Origin of the sequence: Mycobacterium sp. UM_CSW, assembly GCF_000455205.1 — a bacterium.
Taxonomy (GTDB): Bacteria; Actinomycetota; Actinomycetes; order Mycobacteriales; family Mycobacteriaceae; genus Mycobacterium.
Genome location: NZ_AUWQ01000085.1, coordinates 19,411 through 40,860, shown reverse-complemented (window position 1 = coordinate 40,860; position 21,450 = coordinate 19,411). Strand labels below are relative to the sequence as shown.

Below are 21,450 nucleotides of genomic sequence, written 5' to 3'. Positions count from 1 at the left end.
GGATGGTGTAGTCACGGTCGATCAGCGGCTCACCAGATCCGCGTTGCGGAGCTCCGCGTTTCGCCGGTCGACCAGCCGGAGGATCATCGGGGTGAAGATGAGCTGCATCGCCAAATCCATTTTGCCGCCCGGACACACGATTGTGTTCGGGCGCGACATGAACGAGTCGTGCAGCATCGCCAGTAGATAGGGAAAGTCGATGCCGTGCGGATCGCGAAACCGGATGATCAGCATCGATTCGTCCGCCGTCGGGATGGTCCTGGCGATGAACGGGTTCGACGTGTCGACCACCGGAACGCGCTGAAAGTTGACGTCGGTATTGGAGAATTGCGAACAGATGTAGTTCACGTAGTCAGGCATCCGGCGCAGGATCGTGTCGGTGACCGCCTCCGACGTGTAACCGCGAACGTTCTTGTCGCGGTGAAGCTTTTGGATCCACTCGAGGTTGATCACCGGCACCACGCCGATGCGCAGGTCCGCATGGCGGGCGACGTCCACCGTCTCCGTGGTGATCGCGCCGTGCAGCCCCTCGTAGAAGAGCATGTCCGTACCCTCGGGGATCTCCTCCCAGGCCGTGAAGGTGCCGGGTGGCTGGCCGTACGGCTTGGCTTCGTCGTCGTCGTGCAGGTATTTGCGGAACTTGCCGGTCCCCGCTTCGCCGTACGTCCGGAACAATTCCTCGAGGTCCTCGAAAAGGTTTGCCTCCGGGCCGAAGTGGCTGAAGGCGTGGTCACCACGGGCGTGGGCGTCGGCGATCGCCTCCTTCATGCCGAGGCGATCGAAACGGTGAAAACTGTCGCCCTCCACATAGGCGACGTTGACGCCTTCCCGACGGAATATCTGCTGGAAGGTGCGCATTACCGACGTCGTGCCCGCTCCCGACGAGCCGGTCACCGAGACGATGGGATGCTTGCGTGACATGACGCTCAGCCCACCGCGCTGCGGAACAGTCCGCGCGTGCCGTACAGGGGCAGCGTGGAGGTCAACTCGTAGCTCTCGCCGTGGTACTCCTCGATGCGCGCGACCTCCTCGCGGGCCCCGAACACGAACGAGACCCGCTGATGCAGCTCGCCGGGAACCACATCGAGCACACGGGCGCGTCCGGTGCTGGCCGCGCCGCCGGCCTGCTCGATCAAAAACGCCACCGGGTTCACCTCGTAGAGCAACCGCAACCGACCCGGCTTGGCGGGCTCGCGCGAGTCGCGCGGGTAGAGGAAAATGCCTCCGCGGGTGAGGATCCGGTGGGTTTCGGCCACCAGCGAGGCAACCCAGCGCATGTTGAAGTCCTTGTGCCGGGGGCCCGTCCGTCCGGCCAGACACTCCTGCACGTAGCGCTGCACCGCCGGTTCCCAGAACCGCTGGTTCGACGCGTTGATCGCGAATTCTTTTGTTTCCGGCGGGATTCGAATCGACTGACGGGTCAGCACGAACTCGCCGAGGTTCGGGTCGAGGGTGAACGCGTGCACGCCGGTTCCCACCGACAGGACCAGCATCGTCGATGGTCCGTAGATCGCGTAGCCCGCGCAGACCTGCCGGGAGCCGGGCTGCAGGAAATCCCGCGGCTCGGGGTCCGAGCCCGGCGCGGCGGCCGCAAGTATCGAAAAGATGCTGCCGACCGAGACGTTGACGTCGATGTTCGACGAGCCGTCCAGGGGGTCGAACAGCAGCAGGTACTTGCCCCTCGGGTGCTCGGCCGGCAACCGGTAGGGCTCCTCGAGCTCCTCGGACACCATCCCGGCGACGTGGCCACCCCATTCGGTGGCGCGCAAGAAGTAGTCGTTGGCCAGGACGTCGAGCCTCTGCTGCACCTCGCCCTGGACGTTGGTGTGCTCGACCGAGCCCAGGACCCCGCCCAGCGCACCGGCCGCCACCCGTTTCGAGATTGCCTTGCAGGCCAGGGCGACGTCGAGGATGAGGCCGTTGAGGTCCCCCGACGCGTCCGGATGTCGGCGGCGTTCCTCGATCAGAAACTGGACGAGGGTGGTGCGGTCGGCAAGCATGCCCGCAGGATGCCGGAGCGACCATGGCCGGCCATCCCCCTTTTAGGTGGCCGGCCGGGTGGCCGCGCCGGCGTGCGCCGCCCGGTGGAGTTCGGCGAGCCATTCGCACCAGTCGTCGATGCCCGAACCGGTCCGGGCGCTCGTCTCGATCACGGCGACGCCGGGGTTGACGGCGTTCAGGTTCGCGTAGAACGTCGGCAGGTCGTAGTCGAGGTGCGGAATCAGGTCCAGTTTGTTGACGATGACGAGGTCGGCCGAGCGAAACATCACCGGGTACTTCAGCGGCTTCTCCTCACCCTCGGTGATCGAATACACCATGGCGCTCGCGTGGGCGCCGACGTCGAATTCCGCCGGGCACACGAGGTTTCCGACGTTCTCGATGACGACCAGGTCGAGCTCGGCCAGGGGCAGGCGGGGCAGGGCCGAACGCACCATCGGCGCGTCGAGATGGCACTCGCCCCCGAATCCGTTGGCGGTGTTGATGAGCGACACCGCCGCGCCGAAGCCGCCTAGCCGGTCGGCGTCGATGCTGGTTTCGATGTCGCCCTCGATGATGCCGATCCGCAGCCGACCCTGCAGCCGCCGGAGGGTCTCCGCCAGCAGCGTGGTCTTGCCCGCTCCCGGGGACGACATCAGGTTGACCGCCGTCAGGCCCGCGTTGTCGAAGTCGGCGCGGTTGGCCGCCGCGGTCTTGTCGTTCTCGTCGAAGATCCGCTCGAGCACCATCACCCGCTCGGTGCCGGTCGCGTAGCCGGCGTGATCACCATGGTCGTGCGGATGGTCGTGCTCGTGCGGATGGTCGTGCTCATGCGCGTGGCCGTGGTGATGACCGCCGTCGTCATGCCGATGGAATCTGCCCATCTGTCACACCTCCGCCAAATCGAGTGAAGTGATGAGGAATTCGTCCCCCTCGACCAATTCGACCGCGGCCCCGCCGCAGGACGAACACGCCATGACGACTGCATCGAGCACGGTTTCCCGGCCGCACCCGGCACACCGGATTTTGGCGGGTATGCGCTCCACCCGGAGCTCGACGCCCGCTAATTCGGAGCTTTCGGTGACCAGGGACCAGCAGTAGACGAGGGTCTCGGGCACGATCTGGCGCAGCGCCCCGATCCGCACGTGCACGGTTTGGATCCCGCGGCCGGCCGCGTGCTTGCGCACGATTCCGACCATCGAATTGCAGATGGACAGTTCGTGCACGGCCGGCCTCCTCGAGTCAGACGAGACCATACACCCGTCGGCGGTCTACTGGCGCAACGTTTCTGACGGACTCATTCCCCAGCGTTTCCGGTATTCGACGGCGAAGCTGCCGAGATGGTTGAAGCCCCAACGGGTTGCGACGTCGGTTACCGTGACGCCATCCCCTGGCAGGGCATCGGCCAGCTCGGCGTGCACGCGCTCGAGCCTGCGGTCGCGGACATAGGTCATCGGGGACATCCCCAGTTCCTCGCGGAACCCCTGCTGTATCGAGCGGATGCTCATGTGGACGTTGCGGGCGATCGACTCCATGTTGATCGGCTCGGCCAGGTTCGCTTCGATGTACTTGATCGCCTCCTGCACCACCTTGCGGCCGGAATCGGTCACCGGCCGGATGAACTCCTCGTGGTAGTTCGACGGCTGGATGTACAGCAGGCTGTTCATCAGCAGCTCCTCGATCCCGCTGATTCCGTGACCGCGCTGCACCAGCGAGCCGGCGTGGTAGACCTCCGTGTGCAGCAGCTGGACGGCGGCATGCCAGCGCACCGCGACGTCGCTGGCCAGGTTGAATTCGGGGTGAAACACGAGCGGCCTGGACAGCCTTCGGCCGCGGAGGCGCGTGAGGTATTCCAGCAACGCCGGCTCCTCGATGCGGATCAGCAGCTGGGGCGAATCGTCGTCGAAATGCATGGTCAGGGCGGCCCCCGGGCTGGTGACCAAGGCGTTGATGGTGTTGGCCTCGAACTCGTGCCCATTGTGGTGGCACCGGGCGCGCCCGTTCATCGGCATGTGCACAGCGAAGTAGCGGCCGAGAGCAGGGATTTCAAGCGTCGAACGGACGTGCAGATCCAGATAGAGCATGCTGATATCGCGAAACCGCACCCCGTGCATGGTGGCGGCGAAGCCAGATGCGTCCTCTCCCAACGTAATCCAGCCCGGCGCCAGCGCACGGCTGAGCAGCGAGCCCGCCTCCCGGACGCTTTCGGTGTAAAAGATCTCGTTGTCGGCCAGCGCGGGCGGCACGCCGCGCGAACGCACCTTGCGCCGAACCGGATTGCCGGTGCGCCGGGTGTCGATGAAACCGAGCCTGGCCAGGCGAGACACTAGCGCCAACCCGCCCCGGGGCACCCACGGAATTGACAATTCGGTGAACAGTTCGCGGCGATCATTCAAGACTCCTCGGCGTATTGAGCGCATCTACGCACATAAGTTTGCGCAATTCTGACAGTCATTGCGCGAATGCGATAGGCCCGATGGTCTCGTGGGGCTAGCGTGTGTGACCACCGACACACCGGCCTAGGAGGGATTGGGTGGCTGCACACGCTTCGCTGATCGAGGGCTTTGACACCGATGCGCTCGTCGCCGAGTCCCCCGGGGACGAGGTGATCGCCGCGCTGGAGGATCCCCGGATCGCTTCGTCGCTTTCGGTGCTCCTCGAGCACGCCGATCTGTTGGCGACGATCGTCGTCGGCCTCGACGGGCTGCTGCGCCGCGCCGAGGTGATCGGTGACAACGTGGCGTCGGGCGTCGCGGAGATCAGGGGGGTTGCGGCGTCGGGTGGCGGTCAGACCCTGTGGCCCAGCGTGGACTTCGCCGCGCTCAGCGACAGCGTCAGCCGGCTCTCCGCCGCCGTCGTCAACGCCACACCCGGGCTTGACCGGTTACTGCGCTCCCCCCTGGCCGACCCGCAGACCGTCGAGATCATCGCGGACGTCGGTGAGGCGTTGCTGGAAGGTAAACGCGCCGCGGCCGCCGACCCGCGCGGGCCGAAGGGTGTCTTCGCGCTGATGCGGGTGACGAAAGACCCTGATGTGTCACGCGGTTTGGGCTTCATGATCCAGATCGCACGGGCCTTCGGTCGAAGGCTTGCACAAGCAGACACGCCCCCGGCAGCCCGCCACGCGGCCACCTAGTCGACCACCAAAACCAGCCCACCCCAAGGGGTATCGAGAGGAGTTTTTATGGCGTCCGTGCTTTGGTTCCAGGGAGGGGCATGCAGCGGCAACACGATGTCGTTCCTCAACGCCGAGGAACCCAACGTCGTCGACCTGATCGTCGACTTCGGCCTCGACTTGCTGTGGCATCCGTCGCTGGGCCTCGAACTCGGTGACAACGCGCAAAAAGTGTTCTGGGACTGCGCCCGAGGCGAGCGGCCGCTGGACATCTTCGTCTTCGAGGGCTCCGTCATCGAGGCCCCCAACGGCACCGGCCGGATGGACATGTTCGCCGACCGGCCGATGAAGGACTGGGTTACCGACCTGTGCGCCGCGGCCCAGATCGTCGTCGCAATCGGCGACTGCGCCTGCTGGGGCGGCATCCCCGCCACCGAGCCCAACCCGTCGGCCTCGACCGGCCTGCAGTTCCACAAGCGCCGCAAGGGCGGGTTCCTCGGCCCCGACTTCCGTTCCAAGATGGGCCTGCCGGTCATCAACATCCCCGGCTGCCCCGCGCACCCAGACTGGATCACACAGATCATCGTGGCACTGGCCACCGGCCGTGCCGGCGACATCACCCTCGACGAATTGCACCGGCCGGAGACGTTTTTCAAGACGTTCACCCAGACCGGCTGCACCCGAGTGCAGTTCTTCGAATACAAGCAATCGACGCTCTCCTTCGGCGAGGGCACGCGGACGGGCTGCCTGTTCTACGAATTCGGTTGCCGCGGCCCGATGACCCACTCCCCCTGCAACCGGATCCTGTGGAACCGGCAATCGTCGAAGACCCGCGCGGGCATGCCGTGCCTGGGCTGCACGGAACCCGAGTTCCCACACTTCGACCTGGCTCCCGGCACGGTGTTCAAGACCCAGAAGGTCAGCGGCATGATCCCCAAGGAAGTCCCCGAGGGCAGCGACCACCTCACCTACATGGCCCACGCCGCGGCCGCCCGCATCGCGGCGCCGCAATGGTCCAAGGAGGACATGTTCGTCGTCTGATCCCAGCCCGCGCTGCCCTCCCGAAGCTCAGCCCAAGCCCTTGAAAGGACTTACCGAATGACCGCGTTGGATTTGTTTGTCAGCCCGCTCGGGCGCGTCGAGGGTGACCTCGACGTGCGCGTCACCATCGAAGACGGGGTTGTGACCTCGGCGTGGACCGAGGCCGCGATGTTCCGCGGCTTCGAAATCATCTTGCGCGGAAAGGATCCGCAGGCCGGCCTGGTGGTCACGCCGCGAATCTGCGGCATCTGCGGCGGCAGCCACCTGTACAAGTCCGCCTACGCCCTGGACACCGCGTGGCGCACCCACGTACCGCAGAACGCGACGCTGATACGCAACATCTGTCAGGCCTGCGAAACGCTGCAGTCGATCCCGCGCTACTTCTACGCACTGTTCGCGATCGATCTCACCAACAAGAACTACGCCAAGTCCAAGCTGTACGCCGAAGCCGTGCGACGGTTCGCCCCCTACGTCGGCGCCAGCTATCAGCCCGGTGTGGTGCTGTCAGCCAAACCGGTTGAGGTGTATGCCATTTTCGGCGGCCAGTGGCCCCACTCGAGCTTCATGGTGCCCGGCGGGGTGATGTGTGCTCCCACCCTCTCCGACGTGACGCGCTCGATCTCGATCCTCGAGCACTGGAAGGACGAGTGGCTCGAAAAGCAATGGCTCGGCTGCTCGGTGGATCGCTGGCTGGCCAACAAGACCTGGCAGGACGTGCTCGACTGGGTCGACGAGAACGAGGCGCAGCACAACAGCGACTGCGGGTTCTTCATCCGCTACTGCCTCGACGTCGGCCTGGACAAGTACGGCCGCGGCGTCGGCAATTACATCGCCACCGGCACCTATTTCGAGCCCTCGCTGTACGAGCACCCGACCATCGACGGACGCAACGCGGCGCTGATCGGGCGATCCGGGATCTTCGCGGGCGGCAAGTGGTCGGAATTCGATCAGGCCCGCGTTCGCGAGGACGTCACGCACTCCTTCTACAAGGGCACCGGGGCCCTGCATCCCTTTGAGGGGGAGACCATCCCGATCGACCCCGAGGAAGGCCGCAAGCAGGGCAAGTACAGCTGGGCCAAGTCGCCGCGCTACGACGTCCCGACCCTCGGGCACGTCCCGCTGGAGGCCGGACCGCTGGCGCGGCGGATGGCCGCGGGCGGTCCCAACGCCGCTGCTCATCAGGACGACGACCCGTTGTTCGTCGATCTCTACAACGCGATCGGCCCCAGCGTGTTCGTGCGTCAGTTGGCCCGCATGCACGAGGCCCCGAAGTATTACAAGTGGACCCGCGAATGGCTCAACCAGCTCAACCTCAAGGAGAGCTTCTACACCAAGCCCATCGAGCACGCCGAGGGCATGGGCTTCGGGTCGACCGAGGCGGCCCGGGGATCGTTGTCGGACTGGATCGTCATCGAGGACAACAAGATCAAGAACTATCAGGTGGTGACCCCAACGGCATGGAACATCGGGCCGCGCGACGGCGCCGAGACCCTCGGGCCCATCGAGAAGGCGTTGGTCGGCTCGCCGATCGTCGACCCCGAGGACCCCGTCGAGCTGGGCCACGTGGCCCGCAGCTTCGACTCCTGCCTGGTCTGTACCGTGCACGCCTACGACGGCAAGACCGGACGTGAACTCTCGAAATTCGTCGTCAATGGAATGGTGTGATTCCCACGGCAACCAACCCTGACGCGACGGCGCAACCCGGCGGATCACAGCTGGACCTGGAACCGCCGGGCTGTGCCGTGCTGGTGATCGGCTGCGGCAACCTGCTGCGCGGCGACGACGGAGTGGGCCCAATCCTGGTGCGCCACTTGTGGGAACGGGGCATGCCCGACGGGCTCCGGCTGGTCGACGGCGGCACCGCCGGGATGGACGTGGCCTTTCAGATGCGCGGCGCGGAGCGAGTGGTGATCGTCGACGCCTCGGCCACCGGCGCCCGGCCCGGGACGATATACCGCGTCCCCGGTGCCGAACTGGCCGAGTTGCCTCCGCTGGAGGGGCTGCACACCCACTCGTTCCGCTGGGACCACGCGATCGCGTTCGCCCGCTGGGCGCTGGCAGACGCGTGCCCTTCCGACGTCACCGTCTTCCTCATCGAGGCGGCCAACGTCGCCCTGGGTGCCGAACTGTCGCCCGAAGTGGCCACGGCGATGGACGAGGTGATGGAAATGATTGAGGCGGAATATATCTCGCCGCTGCGCCCGCCCGAGCCGAGCGATCCGGCCGACCTCACGGTGCAGTTCACCGCCGACGGCTACTTGCGGCTGTCCGCTGCGCTGTCCGCGGCTCACTTTCCCGCGCACGTCGCCGTCGGAGCCGTCCACGACGACCAGCTCTGGCTGTTGCCGCTGCGGGGACCGCGCAATGGCGGGCTGCTGCTCAAGCAGCGCACCCCCGCCGGCGATCGCGCGGTGCTGGTCCGCGAGGTGCTCGACGATGTGATCCCCGCCGGAGTGCGCCGTGCGTTCTGGGACGACGAGCATGGTGCGCTTCGGATTCCGCTGGAGCAGCAGTAGTGATACTCGTGGCCGAGCATCCCGACGTCGACCCGGACCCGAACCGCCGCACGCGGCGGCGCGAAGACAGCTCCGCCGACGAGGCGCTCAGCGTCGACACCGTCGTGTCGGAGGAGCGCGGACGCTGGGCCGTAGACATCGTGGTGGTGTTCGCCGACGGCGTAGTGCGCAAGCGCATCGACACGCACGCGACCAAGGCCCGCGCCGAATTGTCGGCCCGGATGATCAAGCGGGCCGCCGAACGTGACATCAGGGGGCCGCTCAATGGCTGAATCGCTGAAGGCAAGGACACAGCTGGCGCTGCCGCCGCAGCCGCTCGGCCTCTTCCCGCTTCCGTTGGGCTACATGCTGATTCCCGCCGGCGCCGATACCGAAGCCGCACGCATGGAAATGCTGGCCGGGCGGCCCCCCGAAAGCTGGCCGCAGAGCCTGCGACCCCACGAGCTTGCCGCCGCCGGTCAGCGAGACGCCGCGATAGCCGCGCTGGCCGACCGCACGGATTCGGTCGCCCGCTACAACCGCTTCGTCCTGGACCCCGACGGCGCCGACCCCGACGAACTGCGTACCGAATTGGGCAGGTTCGCGGTCCTCGTCGATGTGGTGCTGTTCACGCTGGGTCGCATCGACATGCCGCCGGATTGCGAGATCACGGAGGGTGAACTGGCCGCCACCGTGTTGTCCGTCCGGGCGGGTCATGCCCTCGCCGAGGGAAATCCGCACGCCGCCATCGAGTTGCTCGACCGGGCCGCGGAGGCCGCGGCGCCGGTGTCGGCGCCGCTGGCCGGGACCCTGCTCGCCGCCGCCGGTGCGATCGGCCGGGACACTCGCGACCCGGATTGCGAGACCCGGCTGCGAAAGGCGCTCGGTGCGCTCGGTGCCGCCGACGGGCTGCGCGTCGCCCGCGCCGAAACCCATTTGTGCCTGGCCGGCCTGCTGCACGAGGACGCGGCGACGCGGCCGGAGCTGCTGGCGACGGCCATCCCGCACTACCACTCGGCGCTGCAGCTGATCAAACGCGAGGACGCGCCGTTGGTGTGGGCCGCCGCGCACGCCGGGTTGGCCACGGCCTACCTGACCATGCCGATGGTCGAGGCGTCCAGCCAGCTGCGGCTGGGCGTGGCGGCCCAGTCGTTGCGGTCGGCGCTGACCGTCTACACCCGCGAGGACCACCCGGACGAATGGGCCAGCGTGCAGCTGAACCTCGCCAACTCGCTCGTGTATACGCCCTCGCGCCACAACCGGGAAAACCTGGTCGAGGCCGTCGAGATATACGAGGCCGTCCTGCAGACACGGGACCGCGCAACCCAGCCCCTCGGCCGGGCCCGGGTGTTGGCCAACCAGGGCAACGTCCTGGCCCACCTGGGGATGTTCGACGACGCCAAGGCCAAGCTCTACGAGGCGCGGTTCCTCTTCGAGGAGATGGGCGACGACGACTCGGTGCGCACCGTGCGCGGGGTGCTCGACGAAATCGCGCGCCAGCGCGTACTTTCCAGCACCGAAGAAGGCGGGAGGGTGTGATGTCGACAGCCGTCACCCAGGCGCCGTCAAACGGCCATGGTGCCGCCTCGGAGCCGACCTTCGAGGAACTGGCGAGACGTGTCGATGACGCGATCGCGGCGCTGCAGGGGCTGGACCCGGCCGCGCGCGCCGTGGCCGAGGAGTTGAAGGGGGCGATCGAGGCGGTTCATCGGGTGGGATTGGTGACCATCGTGCGCCGGATGCGCGCCGACGACGACGCCCGCGCAGTCCTTTTCGAGCTCGTCGATGATCCCGTTGTCCATCTGCTGCTGTCGCTGCACGAGATCGTGCGTCCGGACCCGATGACCCAGGCCGCCAAGGCCCTCAACGCCGTCCGGCCGCAACTGCAGGGCCACGGCGGCGACGTCACCCTGGTGCGCATCGAGGACCGCACGGCGTTCGTCCGCCTGCAGGGCGCTTGCAACGGATGCTCGATGTCGTCGGTGACGCTGCGCAACCTGGTGGAGAAGGCGCTCGTCGACGGTGTCCCCTCGATCACCGCGGTCGAGGTGCTGCCGAACGAGCCTGAGTCCACGCTGATTTCGGCTGAATCCCTGTTCGCGGCCCGCCACCCCGTCGAGGAGGGCTGGGCGCCGGCAGGTGCGACCGACGACGTGCCCGTCGGCGATTTCGTCGCGGTCGAGTTGACCGCACCGCGCTCCGGGCAGCAGGTCTCGGTGCTGGTGGTGAACCTCGATGGACAACTAACTGCCTACGTCAACGAATGCGCCCACGAGGCTTTGCCTTTGGATAACGCGGTGCTCGACGCTCACAACGGCACCCTGACGTGCCCGTGGCACGGGTTTTGCTACGACGCCGCGTCCGGCGAGTGCCTCACCGCGCCGGCAGCTCAACTCGAGCAGTTGCCGCTGCGCGTCGACAACGGGCGGATCTGGGTTCGGGTGGGGCAGTGACACGGCTGACGGTGCGGACCAGTCTGCTGCCACGGCCACCGCGCGCCGACTCTCCGACTGCGCCGGACCTGTCCGGTGGCTGGGTGCCCGAGGTATGGCTGGGCGCGCCGGCACCCGGCGGCCTGGCGTTGCCCGCGGCGACACCCACTTTGGCGTGGATGTACTCGCCCCGCGGCGTGTTCTTCGATGACAAGCATCTAGTCGTCGCCGATTCCGGCAACCATCGGGTGCTGATCTGGCACGGCCTGCCCGCCCGCGACGAACAGCCCGCCGATGTCGTGCTCGGGCAGCCGGATGGCACCACCGAGGGACGCGCGGCGGCCGGGCGCGGTCCGCGGAACGGGATGAACCTTCCCGCCGGTGTGCTGGTGCACGACGGGCGGCTCATCGTCGCCGACGCCTGGCATCATCGCATCCTGGTGTGGAACTCGGTACCCGAAACAAGCTCGACACCACCGGATTTCGTACTTGGCCAGACCGATGACTGCACGGTCGAGCCGAACGCCGGCGGCGAGTGTTCGGCCTCGTCGTTCTATTGGCCGTTCGGCGTCGCGGTGGTCGGCTCGATGTTTTGGGTCGCCGACACCGGCAACCGCCGGGTGCTGGGGTGGACGGGCGGCCTGCCCGAGCCCGGCCAGCCTGCCGACATCGTGCTCGGCCAACCCGACGCCGCTAGCCGTGAAGAGAACCGCGGGGCGCAGGTGGGTCCCGCCAGCTTTCGTTGGCCGCATGCCATCACTGGACGTGACGACCTGCTTCTGGTCGCCGATGCAGGTGATCATCGCGTGCTCGGGTGGACACCGCTGCCCGACGGCGACCGGCCGGCCGACCGGCTCCTCGGCCAACCAGACTTCCGCACCGCCCGTGAATGGCCATACGGACCGCAGTGCGCAGATCGGTTCCGCTTCCCTTACGCGGTCAGCCTGGACAGCACGGAAGGCACCGTCGACCGGCTGGCGGTCGCCGACACGGCCAACAACCGCGTCCTGCTCTGGGACGGCGTCCCGGACGACGGCCGCGGCGCCGATCACGTCCTGGCGCAGCCGACATTCGAGGCCAACGGCGAAAACCGGTGGAGCGCCGTGACCCACGATTCACTTTGCTGGCCGTACGGAATCTGGCTGCGCGGTAACCGGCTCGCCGTGGCGGACTCAGGCAACAACCGGATCATTCTGTGGCGGTTGACATGACGCCGCTCACAACCACGCGGCGCCGCCGCTACCTGGTGACCGGGGTGGTTCAGGGCGTGGGCTTTCGGCCGTTCGTCCACCGGGTGGCCACCGAGTTGGGGTTGAGCGGCTTTGTCGGCAACGACGCGTCGGCGGTGTTCATCGAGGTCCAGGGCAGACCCGACGCGCTCGCGCAATTCGGCGACCGGCTGATCACCGACGCTCCCCCGCTGGCGCTGATCAGCGACGTGGCCTGCGCCGAGCTCAACGGAGAGCCGCACGAAGCCAACGGTTCTCGCGGGTTTCGCATCGTCGCCAGCCGCAACTCCGGTGCCACGGCGAGCGCGATACCCGCCGATATCGCCGTCTGCGACGACTGCGTGACCGAGCTGTTCGACCCGTCCGATCGCCGATACCGGCATCCGTTCGTCACATGCACGAACTGCGGTCCCCGGTTCACGATCATCCGCGCACTGCCCTACGACCGGCCCGCCACCACCATGGCGGAGTTCGCGATGTGCGGCGACTGCGCCACCGAATACCACGACCCCGCCGACCGCCGGTTCCACGCCCAGCCCATCGCATGCCCGGCCTGCGGCCCTTCCATGTGGTTCACCGGAGGCGACGGCGTGCGCATCACCCAAGTCGACGCCGCGCTGGCCGCCACGCAGCGCGCGCTGGCCGACGGCCGCGTCGTAGGCATCAAGGGCATCGGTGGATATCACCTCGCGTGTGCGCCTGACGACGCCGCTGCAGTCGGGGCGATCAGGCGGCGAAAGGCGCGGCACGGCAAGGCCTTCGCCGTCATGGTCCGAGACCTTGAAGTCGCGCGGCGCTACGCGCACATCAGCAAGTCGGAAGCCGCGGCGCTCCTGAGCCCGTCGCGTCCGGTGGTGCTGCTCCGGCGTAGGCGAGGCGCGCCTGTCGCGGCGACGGTCGCACCGGACAACCCGCTGATCGGGCTGCTGCTGCCGTACTCGCCGGTCCATCACCTGTTGTTGGCCCCCGTCCCGGGTTCGAACACGCCGTCGCCCCAGGCGATTGTGCTGACCAGCGCCAACCGATCCGACGAACCCATCTGCTACACCGTCGAAGACGCCGCCAAGCGGCTGCCCGAGCTCGCGGACGCCGTCCTGGACCACGACCGGCCGATCCACGTGCCGTGCGATGACTCCGTGGTGCGGGTGATCCGGGAAGAGACTGCCGGTTCCGCCCGCAAGAAGGCCAGCCAGCTGCCTATCCGGCGATCCCGCGGCTACGCACCGCTCCCCGTCGACCTCGGCCGGAACAGCCCTCCGGTGCTCGCGGTCGGCGGGGAGCTCAAGAACACCTTTTGCCTGACCGACGGCCGGCGGGCGTACTGCTCGGCCCACATCGGCGACATGGGCACCGTCGCCACGCTGAAGGCGTTCACCCACTCGGTGCGGCAGCTCGCTGACATGCGGTCGCAGCCGGTGCGGCTGGCCGCCGATCTGCATCCGCGCTACCTGACGCGAAACTGGGCTGAGCGCAACGCCGGTGACCGACCGCTGGATCTTATCCAGCACCATCACGCGCACGTGGTGTCGCTGCTCGCCGAGCACGAAATGCTGAACGAGCCCATCATCGGCGTCGCCTTCGACGGCACCGGGTACGGGCTCGACGGTGCCGCCTGGGGCGGCGAGATCCTGCGGCTTGGCCGGGACAGTCACCGCTTCACTCGGGTTGGGCACCTTGCCGACGTGCCGCTGGCCGGTGGTGATGCGGCCGTGCGCAACCCGTGGCGGATGGCGCTGGCCCACCTGTGGAGCGCCCGCACTCCGTGGGACGCCGACCTGGCCCCGGTCAAGGCGGCCAGCCCAGCCGAATTGCGTTTGCTCCGAACGCAGTTCACGGCGGGGCGCGGCTGTGTGCCGACCACGAGTGTCGGCCGGTTGTTCGACGCGGTCGCATCGATCCTCGGGGTGCGCCAGCGCATCGACTACGAAGGCCAGGCCGCGATCGAGCTGGAGGCGCTGGCCGCATCCGCCGGCAACCGCGAACCGTCGATTCAGCTGCCTATCGCGGTAAGCGCCGACGGGATCATGGATCCCGCACCGATGATCACCGCGATGGTCGACGCGCTGGCAAGCGGCGCCGACAAGCGCGACCTGGCGGCGGCGTTCCACCACACCGTCGCGATTGCCGTCACGGTAGCGGTCGGCCGGGTCGCGGGGGGCACATCGACGGTCGGGCTGACGGGCGGGGTGTTCCAAAATGTGTTTCTGTTGACCGAATGCCGCCGGCGGCTGGAGGATGCCGGTTTCACCGTCCTCACCCACCGTCTCGTTCCCCCCAACGACGGCGGGCTGGCGCTTGGCCAGGCCGCGATCTCGATACTGACCGCGGCGTCGGAAGAAAGGACCGCGCGATGTGTCTAGGGATTCCCGGCCGGATCACCGAGGTCTGGGACGCCCCCGAGGGAGGGCGGTTTGCCGCGGTCGCCTACGGCGACGAGATCAAGACCGCCTGCCTGGCATACCTTCCCGATTTGGCGATCGGCGACTACACGATCGTGCACGCCGGTTTCGCGCTCACCCGCATCGACGAGGAGTCCGCGCGGGTAACCCTAGAGACGATGCGCGAGTACGGGGTGTTCGGCGACCTCGAGGCGGATCTGGAGGCGCGGCCGTGATGACGCCCGATCTTGCGGCCGACCTGGCCCAGGCCTCTTTCGCGCTGGCGCAGCGCTTCTCGGCCGGCGCGACGATGTGGTGCGTCGCCCCGGCCCTTGCCCCGCACGCCCAGCACGTCGCCGTCGAATTCGTGCACCCGGTGATCGTCGGGAAGCGCGCCCTGCCGGCGGTCGCCCTCACCGGGCACGACCTGGTGGGGCAGGTGCGGGTATCGGCCCGCGCCGGCGACGTGGTGATCGCCGTCGCCGGCGCCGCGGACCCCGACGTATGCGCGGTCATGCGTCGCGGCGCCGCGTGGGGTGTCACGACGATCTGGATCGGCAACGGCGAACGTCCGACGGCCGGCGCCGCGGATCACGTGCTGTGGCTTGATGATCCGGATCCGGTGCTGTCCGCGACCGGCGAGTTCGTACTGCTCTACCACCTGCTGTGGGAGTTGACCCATGTGTGCTTCGAGCATCCCGGGCTGCTGGTCCCTCGGCCCCAGGACTGCGCCGACGACGTGTGCATCACCTGCGCCGACGAGGGGCGGCCCGCCGAGGTTCTGCCCGGCACCCACGGCACCGCGACTTCGTTGACCCCGGTGCGCACCGCGAAGGGCACCGAGACGGTGGCCACCGATCTGATCGGCCCGCTCTCCCCCGGCGACGTCGTTCTAGTGCACGCCGGCCTGGCGATCAGCAAGCTGGGTGAAGCCTGAAAGCCCATGAGCAAGAATCACATCGGCGAGGCGACCAACTTCCTCTATCCGTTCATTGACGGCGACGAACGCGACCCCGGCCCGTTGCTGACCGACCTGGTGGACTCCGCGCTGGCCAAGTCCGCCGAAAGCTCCGCGTTGCGCGCGGCCACGCTGGAATCGTGCGACGCTTCGATCACCGTCGCGGCCGCCGAGATGGCGCGCCGATTCGCGGCTGGCGGCAGGCTGTTCACCTTCGGTAACGGCGGAAGCGCCACGGACGCAGCCACTTTGGCGATGCTGTTCGCCCAGCAGTGCGCCGCGCGGCCGCTGCCGGCGTGGTCGCTGACATCGGACCAGGCGGTGCTGACCGCCCTGGCCAACGACGTCGGCTTCGACTTGGTGTTCGCCCGGCAGTTGATCGCCCGGGCGCGGGCCGGCGACATCGCCGTCGCGATGTCCACCAGCGGCAATTCGGCGGACCTGCTGCATGCGATGCGCGAGGCTCATCGCCGCGGCGTCTACACGATCGGGTTCACCGGGTACGACGGAGGCGCCTTCGCCGACAGCGCCGACGTCGACGTGTGCTTTGTCGTCCGGTCCCAGAGCGTGCACCGAATCCAGGAGTCGCAGGCGGCGTTGGGATATCGGTTGTGGTCCGCCGTGCATGCGCAAATGGGAGTCCGATGAGAGAACATGTTGCCGAATACCTCACCTCCGGCCCCTCGTTCGGCGAGGGCGAGGTCATCGACCGCATCGAGGCGTTCCGCAGGCGGCGGCCGCGGCTGCGCGACACCGTCGTGACGCTCGCTCACGGTGCCGGCGGCAAGGCGTCCGCCGCATTGGTCGACGCCGTTTTCCTGGAGGCCTTTCGCAACCCTCAGCTGGAATCGCTGGGCGACGGCGCCGTCATCGCGATGCCCGGCGGGCCGCGGCTGGCGATGTCCACTGATTCGTTTGTCGTGCAGCCACTTCGATTCCCCGGCGGATCGATCGGCGACCTGGCCGTCAACGGCACGGTGAACGACCTCGCCATGGCCGGTGCCGTGCCGTCGTGGATGACGGCGGCCTTCGTCCTGGAAGAGGGCTTTGCGATCGAAGAGCTGCGCGGAATCGTCGCCGACATGGCCGCCGCCGCGCGGGCGGCCGGTGTGCAGATCGTCACCGGCGATACCAAGGTGGTCCCCCGGGGCGCGGCCGACGGCATGTTCATCACGACCGCCGGAGCGGGAGTCGTTCCGTCGGAACGGGACCTGTCCCCGCGAAAGGTGCGGCCCGGCGACAGGGTGCTGGCCTCCGGGACCATCGGTGACCACGGCATGGCGGTGATGCTGGCACGCGGCGACCTGGCGATCGAAGCCGACATCCACTCCGACACCGCCGCGGTGACCGGCCTCGTGGAGCGTCTGCTGCGGGCGGCCCCCAAGACGCGGTGGCTGCGCGACCCCACCCGGGGTGGCGTCGGGACGGTGTGCAACGAGCTGGCGCAGGCGTGCGGCCTGGCGGTCGTGCTAGAGGAGGACCGGCTACCGGTGCGATCCGACGTGGCGGGCGCCTGCGAAATGCTCGGCATCGACCCGCTTTACGTGGCCAACGAGGGCAAGTTCCTGGCCGTCGTCGACCCCGCTGAGGCCGACGACGCGTTGGACGCCCTGCGCTCGCACCCCGCGGGTGGCGACGCGGCCGAAATCGGACGCATCGCCGACGAACCGGCGGCCACCGTGCTGGTGCGCACCGCGTTCGGCGGCACCCGCATCGTGGACATGCTCGTCGGCGACCCGCTGCCCCGAATCTGCTGAGAGGACTTGAGAGATATGTGCCTGGGCATCCCCGGACAGGTCATCGAGATCACCGACGCCGAAAACTGTCTGGCCAAGGTAGATGTCAGCGGCGTGCGCCGCATCATCAGCGTGCGGCTGCTCGAGAACGACATGCTCGCGCCGGGCGAGTGGGTGCTGGTCCACGTCGGTTTCGCGATGGCCAAGATCGACGAAACCGAGGCGCTGCTCACCCTTGCCGCCGTGCAGAAGTTGGGCCAAACGTATTCCGACGAAATAGACGCGTTCGACACGTCGTCGATCATCTGACCGGGGAGACTGCGATGCGATTTGTTGACGAATTCCGAGACCCCGCCTCGGCACGAAAGCTGTTGGCGGCCATCGAGTCGCTGGCCGGGGCCGGCTCCGGAGACGAGCACTTCAAGTTCATGGAGGTGTGCGGCGGCCACACCCACACGATCTACCGCCACGGCGTCGAGCACCTGCTGCCGGACAACGTCGAACTCGTGCACGGTCCCGGCTGCCCGGTTTGCGTCATCCCGATGGGCCGTGTCGACGACGCGATCTGGCTGGCGCGCCAACCGGACGTGATCTTCACCTGCTTCGGCGACATGATGCGGGTGCCCGGCTCGGACGGGAGTCTGCTGGATGCCAAGGCCGGCGGCGCCGACGTCCGGTTCGTCTACTCGCCACTGGACGCGCTGAAGATCGCGACCGAGAACCCGGACAAGCACATCGTTTTTTTCGCGATCGGCTTCGAAACCACCGCCCCGTCAACGGCGGTCACGCTGGTGCGGGCGCGGGAGCTCGGGATCGAGAACTTCACCGTATTCTGCAATCACGTCACGATCGTGCCGCCGATCAAGGCGATCCTGGAGTCGCCCGACCTTAGGCTGTCCGGTTTCCTCGGCCCGGGCCACGTGTCCACTGTCGTCGGCACCCGGCCCTACCGGTTCGTTCCCGCCGTCTACGGCAGGCCGCTGGTGGTTGCCGGATTCGAACCGCTGGACATCCTCGCATCGATCGCCATGCTGCTGCGCCAGATCCGCGAGGGGCGTTGCGAAGTCGAAAACCAGTACTCGCGGGTCGTCTCCGAGGAGGGCAACCCGGCGGCGCTCGCCCTGATGGCCGACGTCTTCGCGCTGCGCCCCCACTTCGAATGGCGTGGACTGGGATTCATCTCGCAAAGCGCCTTGCGGCTGCGTGACGAGCTCGCGGACTTCGATTCCGAACGCCGATTCGCACTGCCGGGCGTGCGCGTGGCCGACCCCAAGGCCTGCCAGTGCGGCGAGGTGCTCAAGGGCGTGCTCAAACCCTGGGAGTGCAAGGTGTTCGGAACGGCGTGCACCCCGGAGACCCCGATAGGCACCTGCATGGTCTCCCCGGAGGGCGCGTGCGCCGCGTACTACAACTTCGGCAGGCTGCACCGCGACGCCGCAACGCTGATCGGGCAGGGCGCGCGAGCATGACCATCGCCGACATCACCGACACCCGCGGTGCGGAGATGTTCGCGCGGTACGCCTACGCACCCAACCAGCTCGGCTACTGCGGGCCCCGCGAGTCATCGGCCCTCCTCAACGGTGGGCGGGCCGAGATCGAGCGTGCGGCACGGCGATTCACGGGGGCGTGGCCGTATCTGCGGGTGATGTCGCGGCTGACCGGAATCCCCGACCCCCTCGACCTCCGCCTGGTCGAATCCTATTGGCTGGGCGGGGGCGCGGGCTCGACGATGGATTCGCACGCCTTCACGGCCGAGCTGATGGCGATCATCGCCCCGCAGGCCGGGCACTACTGGGCGCACCTCACCGAGGACCTCGCCGAGGAGGCCGCGGCGAATCACGGCTTCCACGTGTTCGGCGTCTACCCCTGGTCGCGGTTGCTCGGCAGGGGCGTCGACGAGCATCCGGTGTCCGTCCTGGACAACTGCCGCATCTCCTGGGGCACCGTCCTGTCGACGGACGGAGATACGGCGCTGGTCGTGTCGCAGCAGCTGTGCTTCACGGGATCCTCGCTGTCGCTGTCCGGGCCGCGGACGCGCCGGGTCGGGGTCCGCACCGGCGAGGGAAGGCCGATCGCGGTCCGGCGGGGCGATCTCGTCGCGATGCACTGGGGCTGGGTGTGCGACCGCCTCATCCCCGAACAGTTGGCGAGGCTCAAGGACAGCACGCACCGGCAACTGGCGGCCACCAACCGCAGGCTGCGGGCGCAGGCGCCATGAGACCGCGAATCACCCAGGCGGAGGGCCAGATCGGCTTCTACTGGTGCACACCGGAAGGCGCCGCCACGACGCTGCCCGACCTGGTCATCGGGGATGGTGAGGCCGACCGCTTGATTGCGACGCACCTCGAGGCTCTTGACGACGCGTTGATCATCGCCGCGGCGCGGTTCGGGGAACTGCTCGGCGGGGGCAAGCGCCCCGATCCGGACGAGCGCGCCGACCTGGTTGTCCTGCACCGCTGCCTGGACCTGTTGGTGCGGGATTACGCGCTGGCGGCGGAGATCACCGGCGTCGTCCCGGACGTGCGGGCGGGCAAGATCGTCGGTACCGCCACCCTGTTTTCGCTCCGCGCTCGTTTTCCGGTGGGCCTGCTCGGCCCGGCCCCGTTCGACGGCGAGCTCGGTGAGCCGTCGCCGGGGGTCATCAGCGGCTTCGGCGAGATGGTTCTTGTCAACCCGCAGGAACCCTGGAGGGGCGGTCGGTGGGTGCTGAAATCCGAGACCGGCCAACGCTATCCGCTGACGCTGTCGACGATGTTGTTCGACAGCTCGGGAGTCAACAAGGACGCCGCCAGGCGGGAACACCGTGAGGCCATCGAGGCCTGCGTCGCGGGCGCGGCGTCGGACGAGGCGGACCCGTTCGCGGTGGCCTGTGCGCTGGACTGGCTGCTCTACGACTGGCTCATGGCACACCGCGAGGACCCCGACAGCGCGGCGATCCAGATACCCAAGGGCTCCGACTCCGACGCGGCCATGATCGTGCGTGCGTCATGTGCGTCCGTCGCGGTTCGCGCCCGGATCGACCCGGGCCTGTCGGTCGTCCAATAGGCCCCACTTCTCGAGCGCGCGGCGCGCGTCGTCATCCCCGGCGAGAACCACCGGGGGGCGGGCGGATTCGCTGCTCCAGACGGCGTGCGCGGCGGCTCGTACGATGGACAACCCGCAGTCCTGGCCGCCTTCGCCCGTCGACGTGACGGTCACCGCGCCGCGGCCGGCCTGCGCATGCCAGCCGGGCTGTGGGGCGACGCGCAACGCGTCACTCCGCTCGGCGAGGGCGGTCAAGTCCTCCCCGATGTACGTCGGCCGGCAATCGGGTTTGGCATAAACGACATCGGCGGCGGTGGCGACGCCGCTGAACACCAGCAGACTGGGCAGACCCGCCACCGTCGCGCCGGCGATGTCCGTCTCGAGGCGGTCACCGACCACCAGCGGTGATTCGAAGCGACCGCGCCCCAAACCATCTCGGACCATGTAAGACTCGGGCTTTCCGACGACAATGGGCTCGGCGCCAGTGGCGGCGCGCAGGGCGGCGACCATTGCGCCATTGCCCGGGAGCAGACCGCGTTCGGTGGGGAATGTCGGGTCGATGTTGCATGCCACCCACAGCGCACAGCCGCGGATAGCCAAGGCCGCCTCCGCCAGTCCGGCCCAGTTGGTGTGCGGCGAATGACCCTGCACCACCGCTACGGGCCCGTCGTCCCAGGAGCGCACCGGTGCCAGGCCGGCGTCGGCCACCTCGGCGGCCAGCGCGTCGGTGCCGATCACCAAAACCTTGGACCTTTGCGGCAACTTATCGCTCATGAGGCGTGCGGCGGTGTGTGCGCTGGTCACGACGTCAGCCGGGTCGACCGCAAAGCCCATGTCGCGCATGTGGTCCGCGACCTCGACTGCGCTCCGGGAGGCGTTGTTGGTCAGGAACAGCGTACGAACCCGTAGACCTTCCAGGGTTTCTACGGCACCGGCGGTCGGGACCGCGCCCCGGTAGACCGTGCCATCGAGGTCGAGCAGCACACAGTCATGCTCCTCGGCCAAGGTTGCCGCGCCCAATCCCGAACTCACACAGTGACTCTACTGGATTTCACCTGGGCCTGA

23 protein-coding genes are annotated in these 21,450 nt (G+C 68.0%); 17 read left to right on the top strand and 6 right to left on the bottom strand.

The window, feature by feature from the left end:
• Window positions 1-21: 21 nt before the first annotated feature.
• Genes N415_RS24800 through N415_RS24780 form a run of 5 tightly spaced genes read right to left on the bottom strand, consistent with a single transcriptional unit; the run spans window position 22 to window position 4,373 of the window.
• A complete protein-coding gene (locus N415_RS24800; protein WP_068187535.1) occupies window positions 22-921 on the bottom strand; it encodes a phosphoribulokinase in 900 nt (299 codons plus the stop codon).
• Between the two features lie 5 nt (window positions 922-926).
• Window positions 927-2,000: a class 1 fructose-bisphosphatase gene (locus N415_RS24795; protein WP_068187534.1), complete on the bottom strand. Its 1,074-nt coding sequence runs from the start codon at window positions 1,998-2,000 to the stop codon at window positions 927-929.
• Between the two features lie 42 nt (window positions 2,001-2,042).
• On the bottom strand, window positions 2,043-2,861 hold the full coding sequence (hypB, locus tag N415_RS24790; RefSeq protein ID WP_068187533.1) for a hydrogenase nickel incorporation protein HypB: 819 nt from the start codon (window positions 2,859-2,861) through the stop codon (window positions 2,043-2,045).
• 3 nt (window positions 2,862-2,864) lie between these two features.
• Entirely contained in the window at window positions 2,865-3,203 is a 339-nt protein-coding gene (locus N415_RS24785) for a hydrogenase maturation nickel metallochaperone HypA (RefSeq protein WP_068106481.1), read from the bottom strand.
• Window positions 3,204-3,248: 45 nt separating this feature from the next.
• Complete coding sequence (locus N415_RS24780; protein WP_239645687.1) at window positions 3,249-4,373, bottom strand: AraC family transcriptional regulator; 1,125 nt, start codon at window positions 4,371-4,373, stop codon at window positions 3,249-3,251.
• Window positions 4,374-4,510: 137 nt separating this feature from the next.
• Between N415_RS24780 and N415_RS24775 the strand changes: the two genes are divergently transcribed.
• The 17 genes from N415_RS24775 to N415_RS24695 are packed head-to-tail and all read left to right on the top strand — an operon-like array spanning window position 4,511 to window position 20,406.
• Window positions 4,511-5,113, top strand: a complete 603-nt coding sequence (locus N415_RS24775; RefSeq protein ID WP_068187532.1) for a DUF1641 domain-containing protein — start codon at window positions 4,511-4,513, stop codon at window positions 5,111-5,113.
• Window positions 5,114-5,161: 48 nt separating this feature from the next.
• Complete coding sequence (locus tag N415_RS24770; RefSeq protein ID WP_068106488.1) at window positions 5,162-6,133, top strand: hydrogenase; 972 nt, start codon at window positions 5,162-5,164, stop codon at window positions 6,131-6,133.
• A 57-nt stretch (window positions 6,134-6,190) separates the two neighbouring features.
• Window positions 6,191-7,798 (top strand): nickel-dependent hydrogenase large subunit, encoded by a 1,608-nt coding sequence (locus N415_RS24765; RefSeq protein WP_068106491.1) that lies wholly within the window; start codon window positions 6,191-6,193, stop codon window positions 7,796-7,798.
• Complete coding sequence (locus tag N415_RS24760; RefSeq protein WP_081665487.1) at window positions 7,795-8,649, top strand: hydrogenase maturation protease; 855 nt, start codon at window positions 7,795-7,797, stop codon at window positions 8,647-8,649. Before N415_RS24765 ends, N415_RS24760 begins: the two co-directional genes overlap by 4 nt.
• An 8-nt stretch (window positions 8,650-8,657) precedes the next feature.
• Window positions 8,658-8,921 carry a hypothetical protein gene (locus tag N415_RS24755; RefSeq protein WP_068187543.1) on the top strand — a complete coding sequence of 88 codons (264 nt, stop codon included), beginning with the start codon at window positions 8,658-8,660 and terminating at the stop codon, window positions 8,919-8,921.
• A complete protein-coding gene (locus tag N415_RS24750; protein WP_068187531.1) occupies window positions 8,914-10,167 on the top strand; it encodes a hypothetical protein in 1,254 nt (417 codons plus the stop codon). The genes N415_RS24755 and N415_RS24750 overlap by 8 nt, the downstream gene beginning before the upstream one ends.
• On the top strand, window positions 10,167-11,081 hold the full coding sequence (locus N415_RS24745; protein ID WP_068187530.1) for a NifU family protein: 915 nt from the start codon (window positions 10,167-10,169) through the stop codon (window positions 11,079-11,081). The genes N415_RS24750 and N415_RS24745 overlap by 1 nt, the downstream gene beginning before the upstream one ends.
• 5 nt (window positions 11,082-11,086) lie before the next feature.
• The gene (locus N415_RS24740) at window positions 11,087-12,271 is read left to right on the top strand and encodes an NHL repeat-containing protein (protein ID WP_239645690.1); all 1,185 of its coding nucleotides are present in this window, start codon (window positions 11,087-11,089) and stop codon (window positions 12,269-12,271) included.
• The gene (hypF, locus tag N415_RS24735; RefSeq protein WP_068187528.1) at window positions 12,268-14,649 is read left to right on the top strand and encodes a carbamoyltransferase HypF; all 2,382 of its coding nucleotides are present in this window, start codon (window positions 12,268-12,270) and stop codon (window positions 14,647-14,649) included. The genes N415_RS24740 and hypF overlap by 4 nt, the downstream gene beginning before the upstream one ends.
• A complete protein-coding gene (locus tag N415_RS24730; protein ID WP_068187527.1) occupies window positions 14,640-14,903 on the top strand; it encodes a HypC/HybG/HupF family hydrogenase formation chaperone in 264 nt (87 codons plus the stop codon). The genes hypF and N415_RS24730 overlap by 10 nt, the downstream gene beginning before the upstream one ends.
• Entirely contained in the window at window positions 14,903-15,604 is a 702-nt protein-coding gene (locus N415_RS24725) for a hydrogenase assembly protein HupF (protein ID WP_068187526.1), read from the top strand. Before N415_RS24730 ends, N415_RS24725 begins: the two co-directional genes overlap by 1 nt.
• A gap of 6 nt (window positions 15,605-15,610) precedes the next feature.
• Window positions 15,611-16,273 (top strand): SIS domain-containing protein, encoded by a 663-nt coding sequence (locus N415_RS24720; RefSeq protein WP_068187525.1) that lies wholly within the window; start codon window positions 15,611-15,613, stop codon window positions 16,271-16,273.
• Window positions 16,270-17,382, top strand: a complete 1,113-nt coding sequence (hypE, locus tag N415_RS24715; RefSeq protein ID WP_081665485.1) for a hydrogenase expression/formation protein HypE — start codon at window positions 16,270-16,272, stop codon at window positions 17,380-17,382. The genes N415_RS24720 and hypE overlap by 4 nt, the downstream gene beginning before the upstream one ends.
• A gap of 15 nt (window positions 17,383-17,397) precedes the next feature.
• Complete coding sequence (locus N415_RS24710) at window positions 17,398-17,670, top strand: HypC/HybG/HupF family hydrogenase formation chaperone (protein WP_068187524.1); 273 nt, start codon at window positions 17,398-17,400, stop codon at window positions 17,668-17,670.
• A gap of 14 nt (window positions 17,671-17,684) precedes the next feature.
• The gene (gene hypD / locus N415_RS24705; protein ID WP_068106521.1) at window positions 17,685-18,830 is read left to right on the top strand and encodes a hydrogenase formation protein HypD; all 1,146 of its coding nucleotides are present in this window, start codon (window positions 17,685-17,687) and stop codon (window positions 18,828-18,830) included.
• Entirely contained in the window at window positions 18,827-19,579 is a 753-nt protein-coding gene (locus N415_RS24700; RefSeq protein ID WP_068187523.1) for a DUF6390 family protein, read from the top strand. Before hypD ends, N415_RS24700 begins: the two co-directional genes overlap by 4 nt.
• Window positions 19,576-20,406: a hypothetical protein gene (locus N415_RS24695; protein WP_068187522.1), complete on the top strand. Its 831-nt coding sequence runs from the start codon at window positions 19,576-19,578 to the stop codon at window positions 20,404-20,406. Before N415_RS24700 ends, N415_RS24695 begins: the two co-directional genes overlap by 4 nt.
• Here N415_RS24695 and N415_RS24690 read toward each other — a convergent pair.
• Complete coding sequence (locus N415_RS24690) at window positions 20,347-21,417, bottom strand: HAD-IIA family hydrolase (RefSeq protein ID WP_068187521.1); 1,071 nt, start codon at window positions 21,415-21,417, stop codon at window positions 20,347-20,349. The genes N415_RS24695 and N415_RS24690 overlap by 60 nt on opposite strands.
• Between the last annotated feature and the right edge of the window lie 33 nt (window positions 21,418-21,450).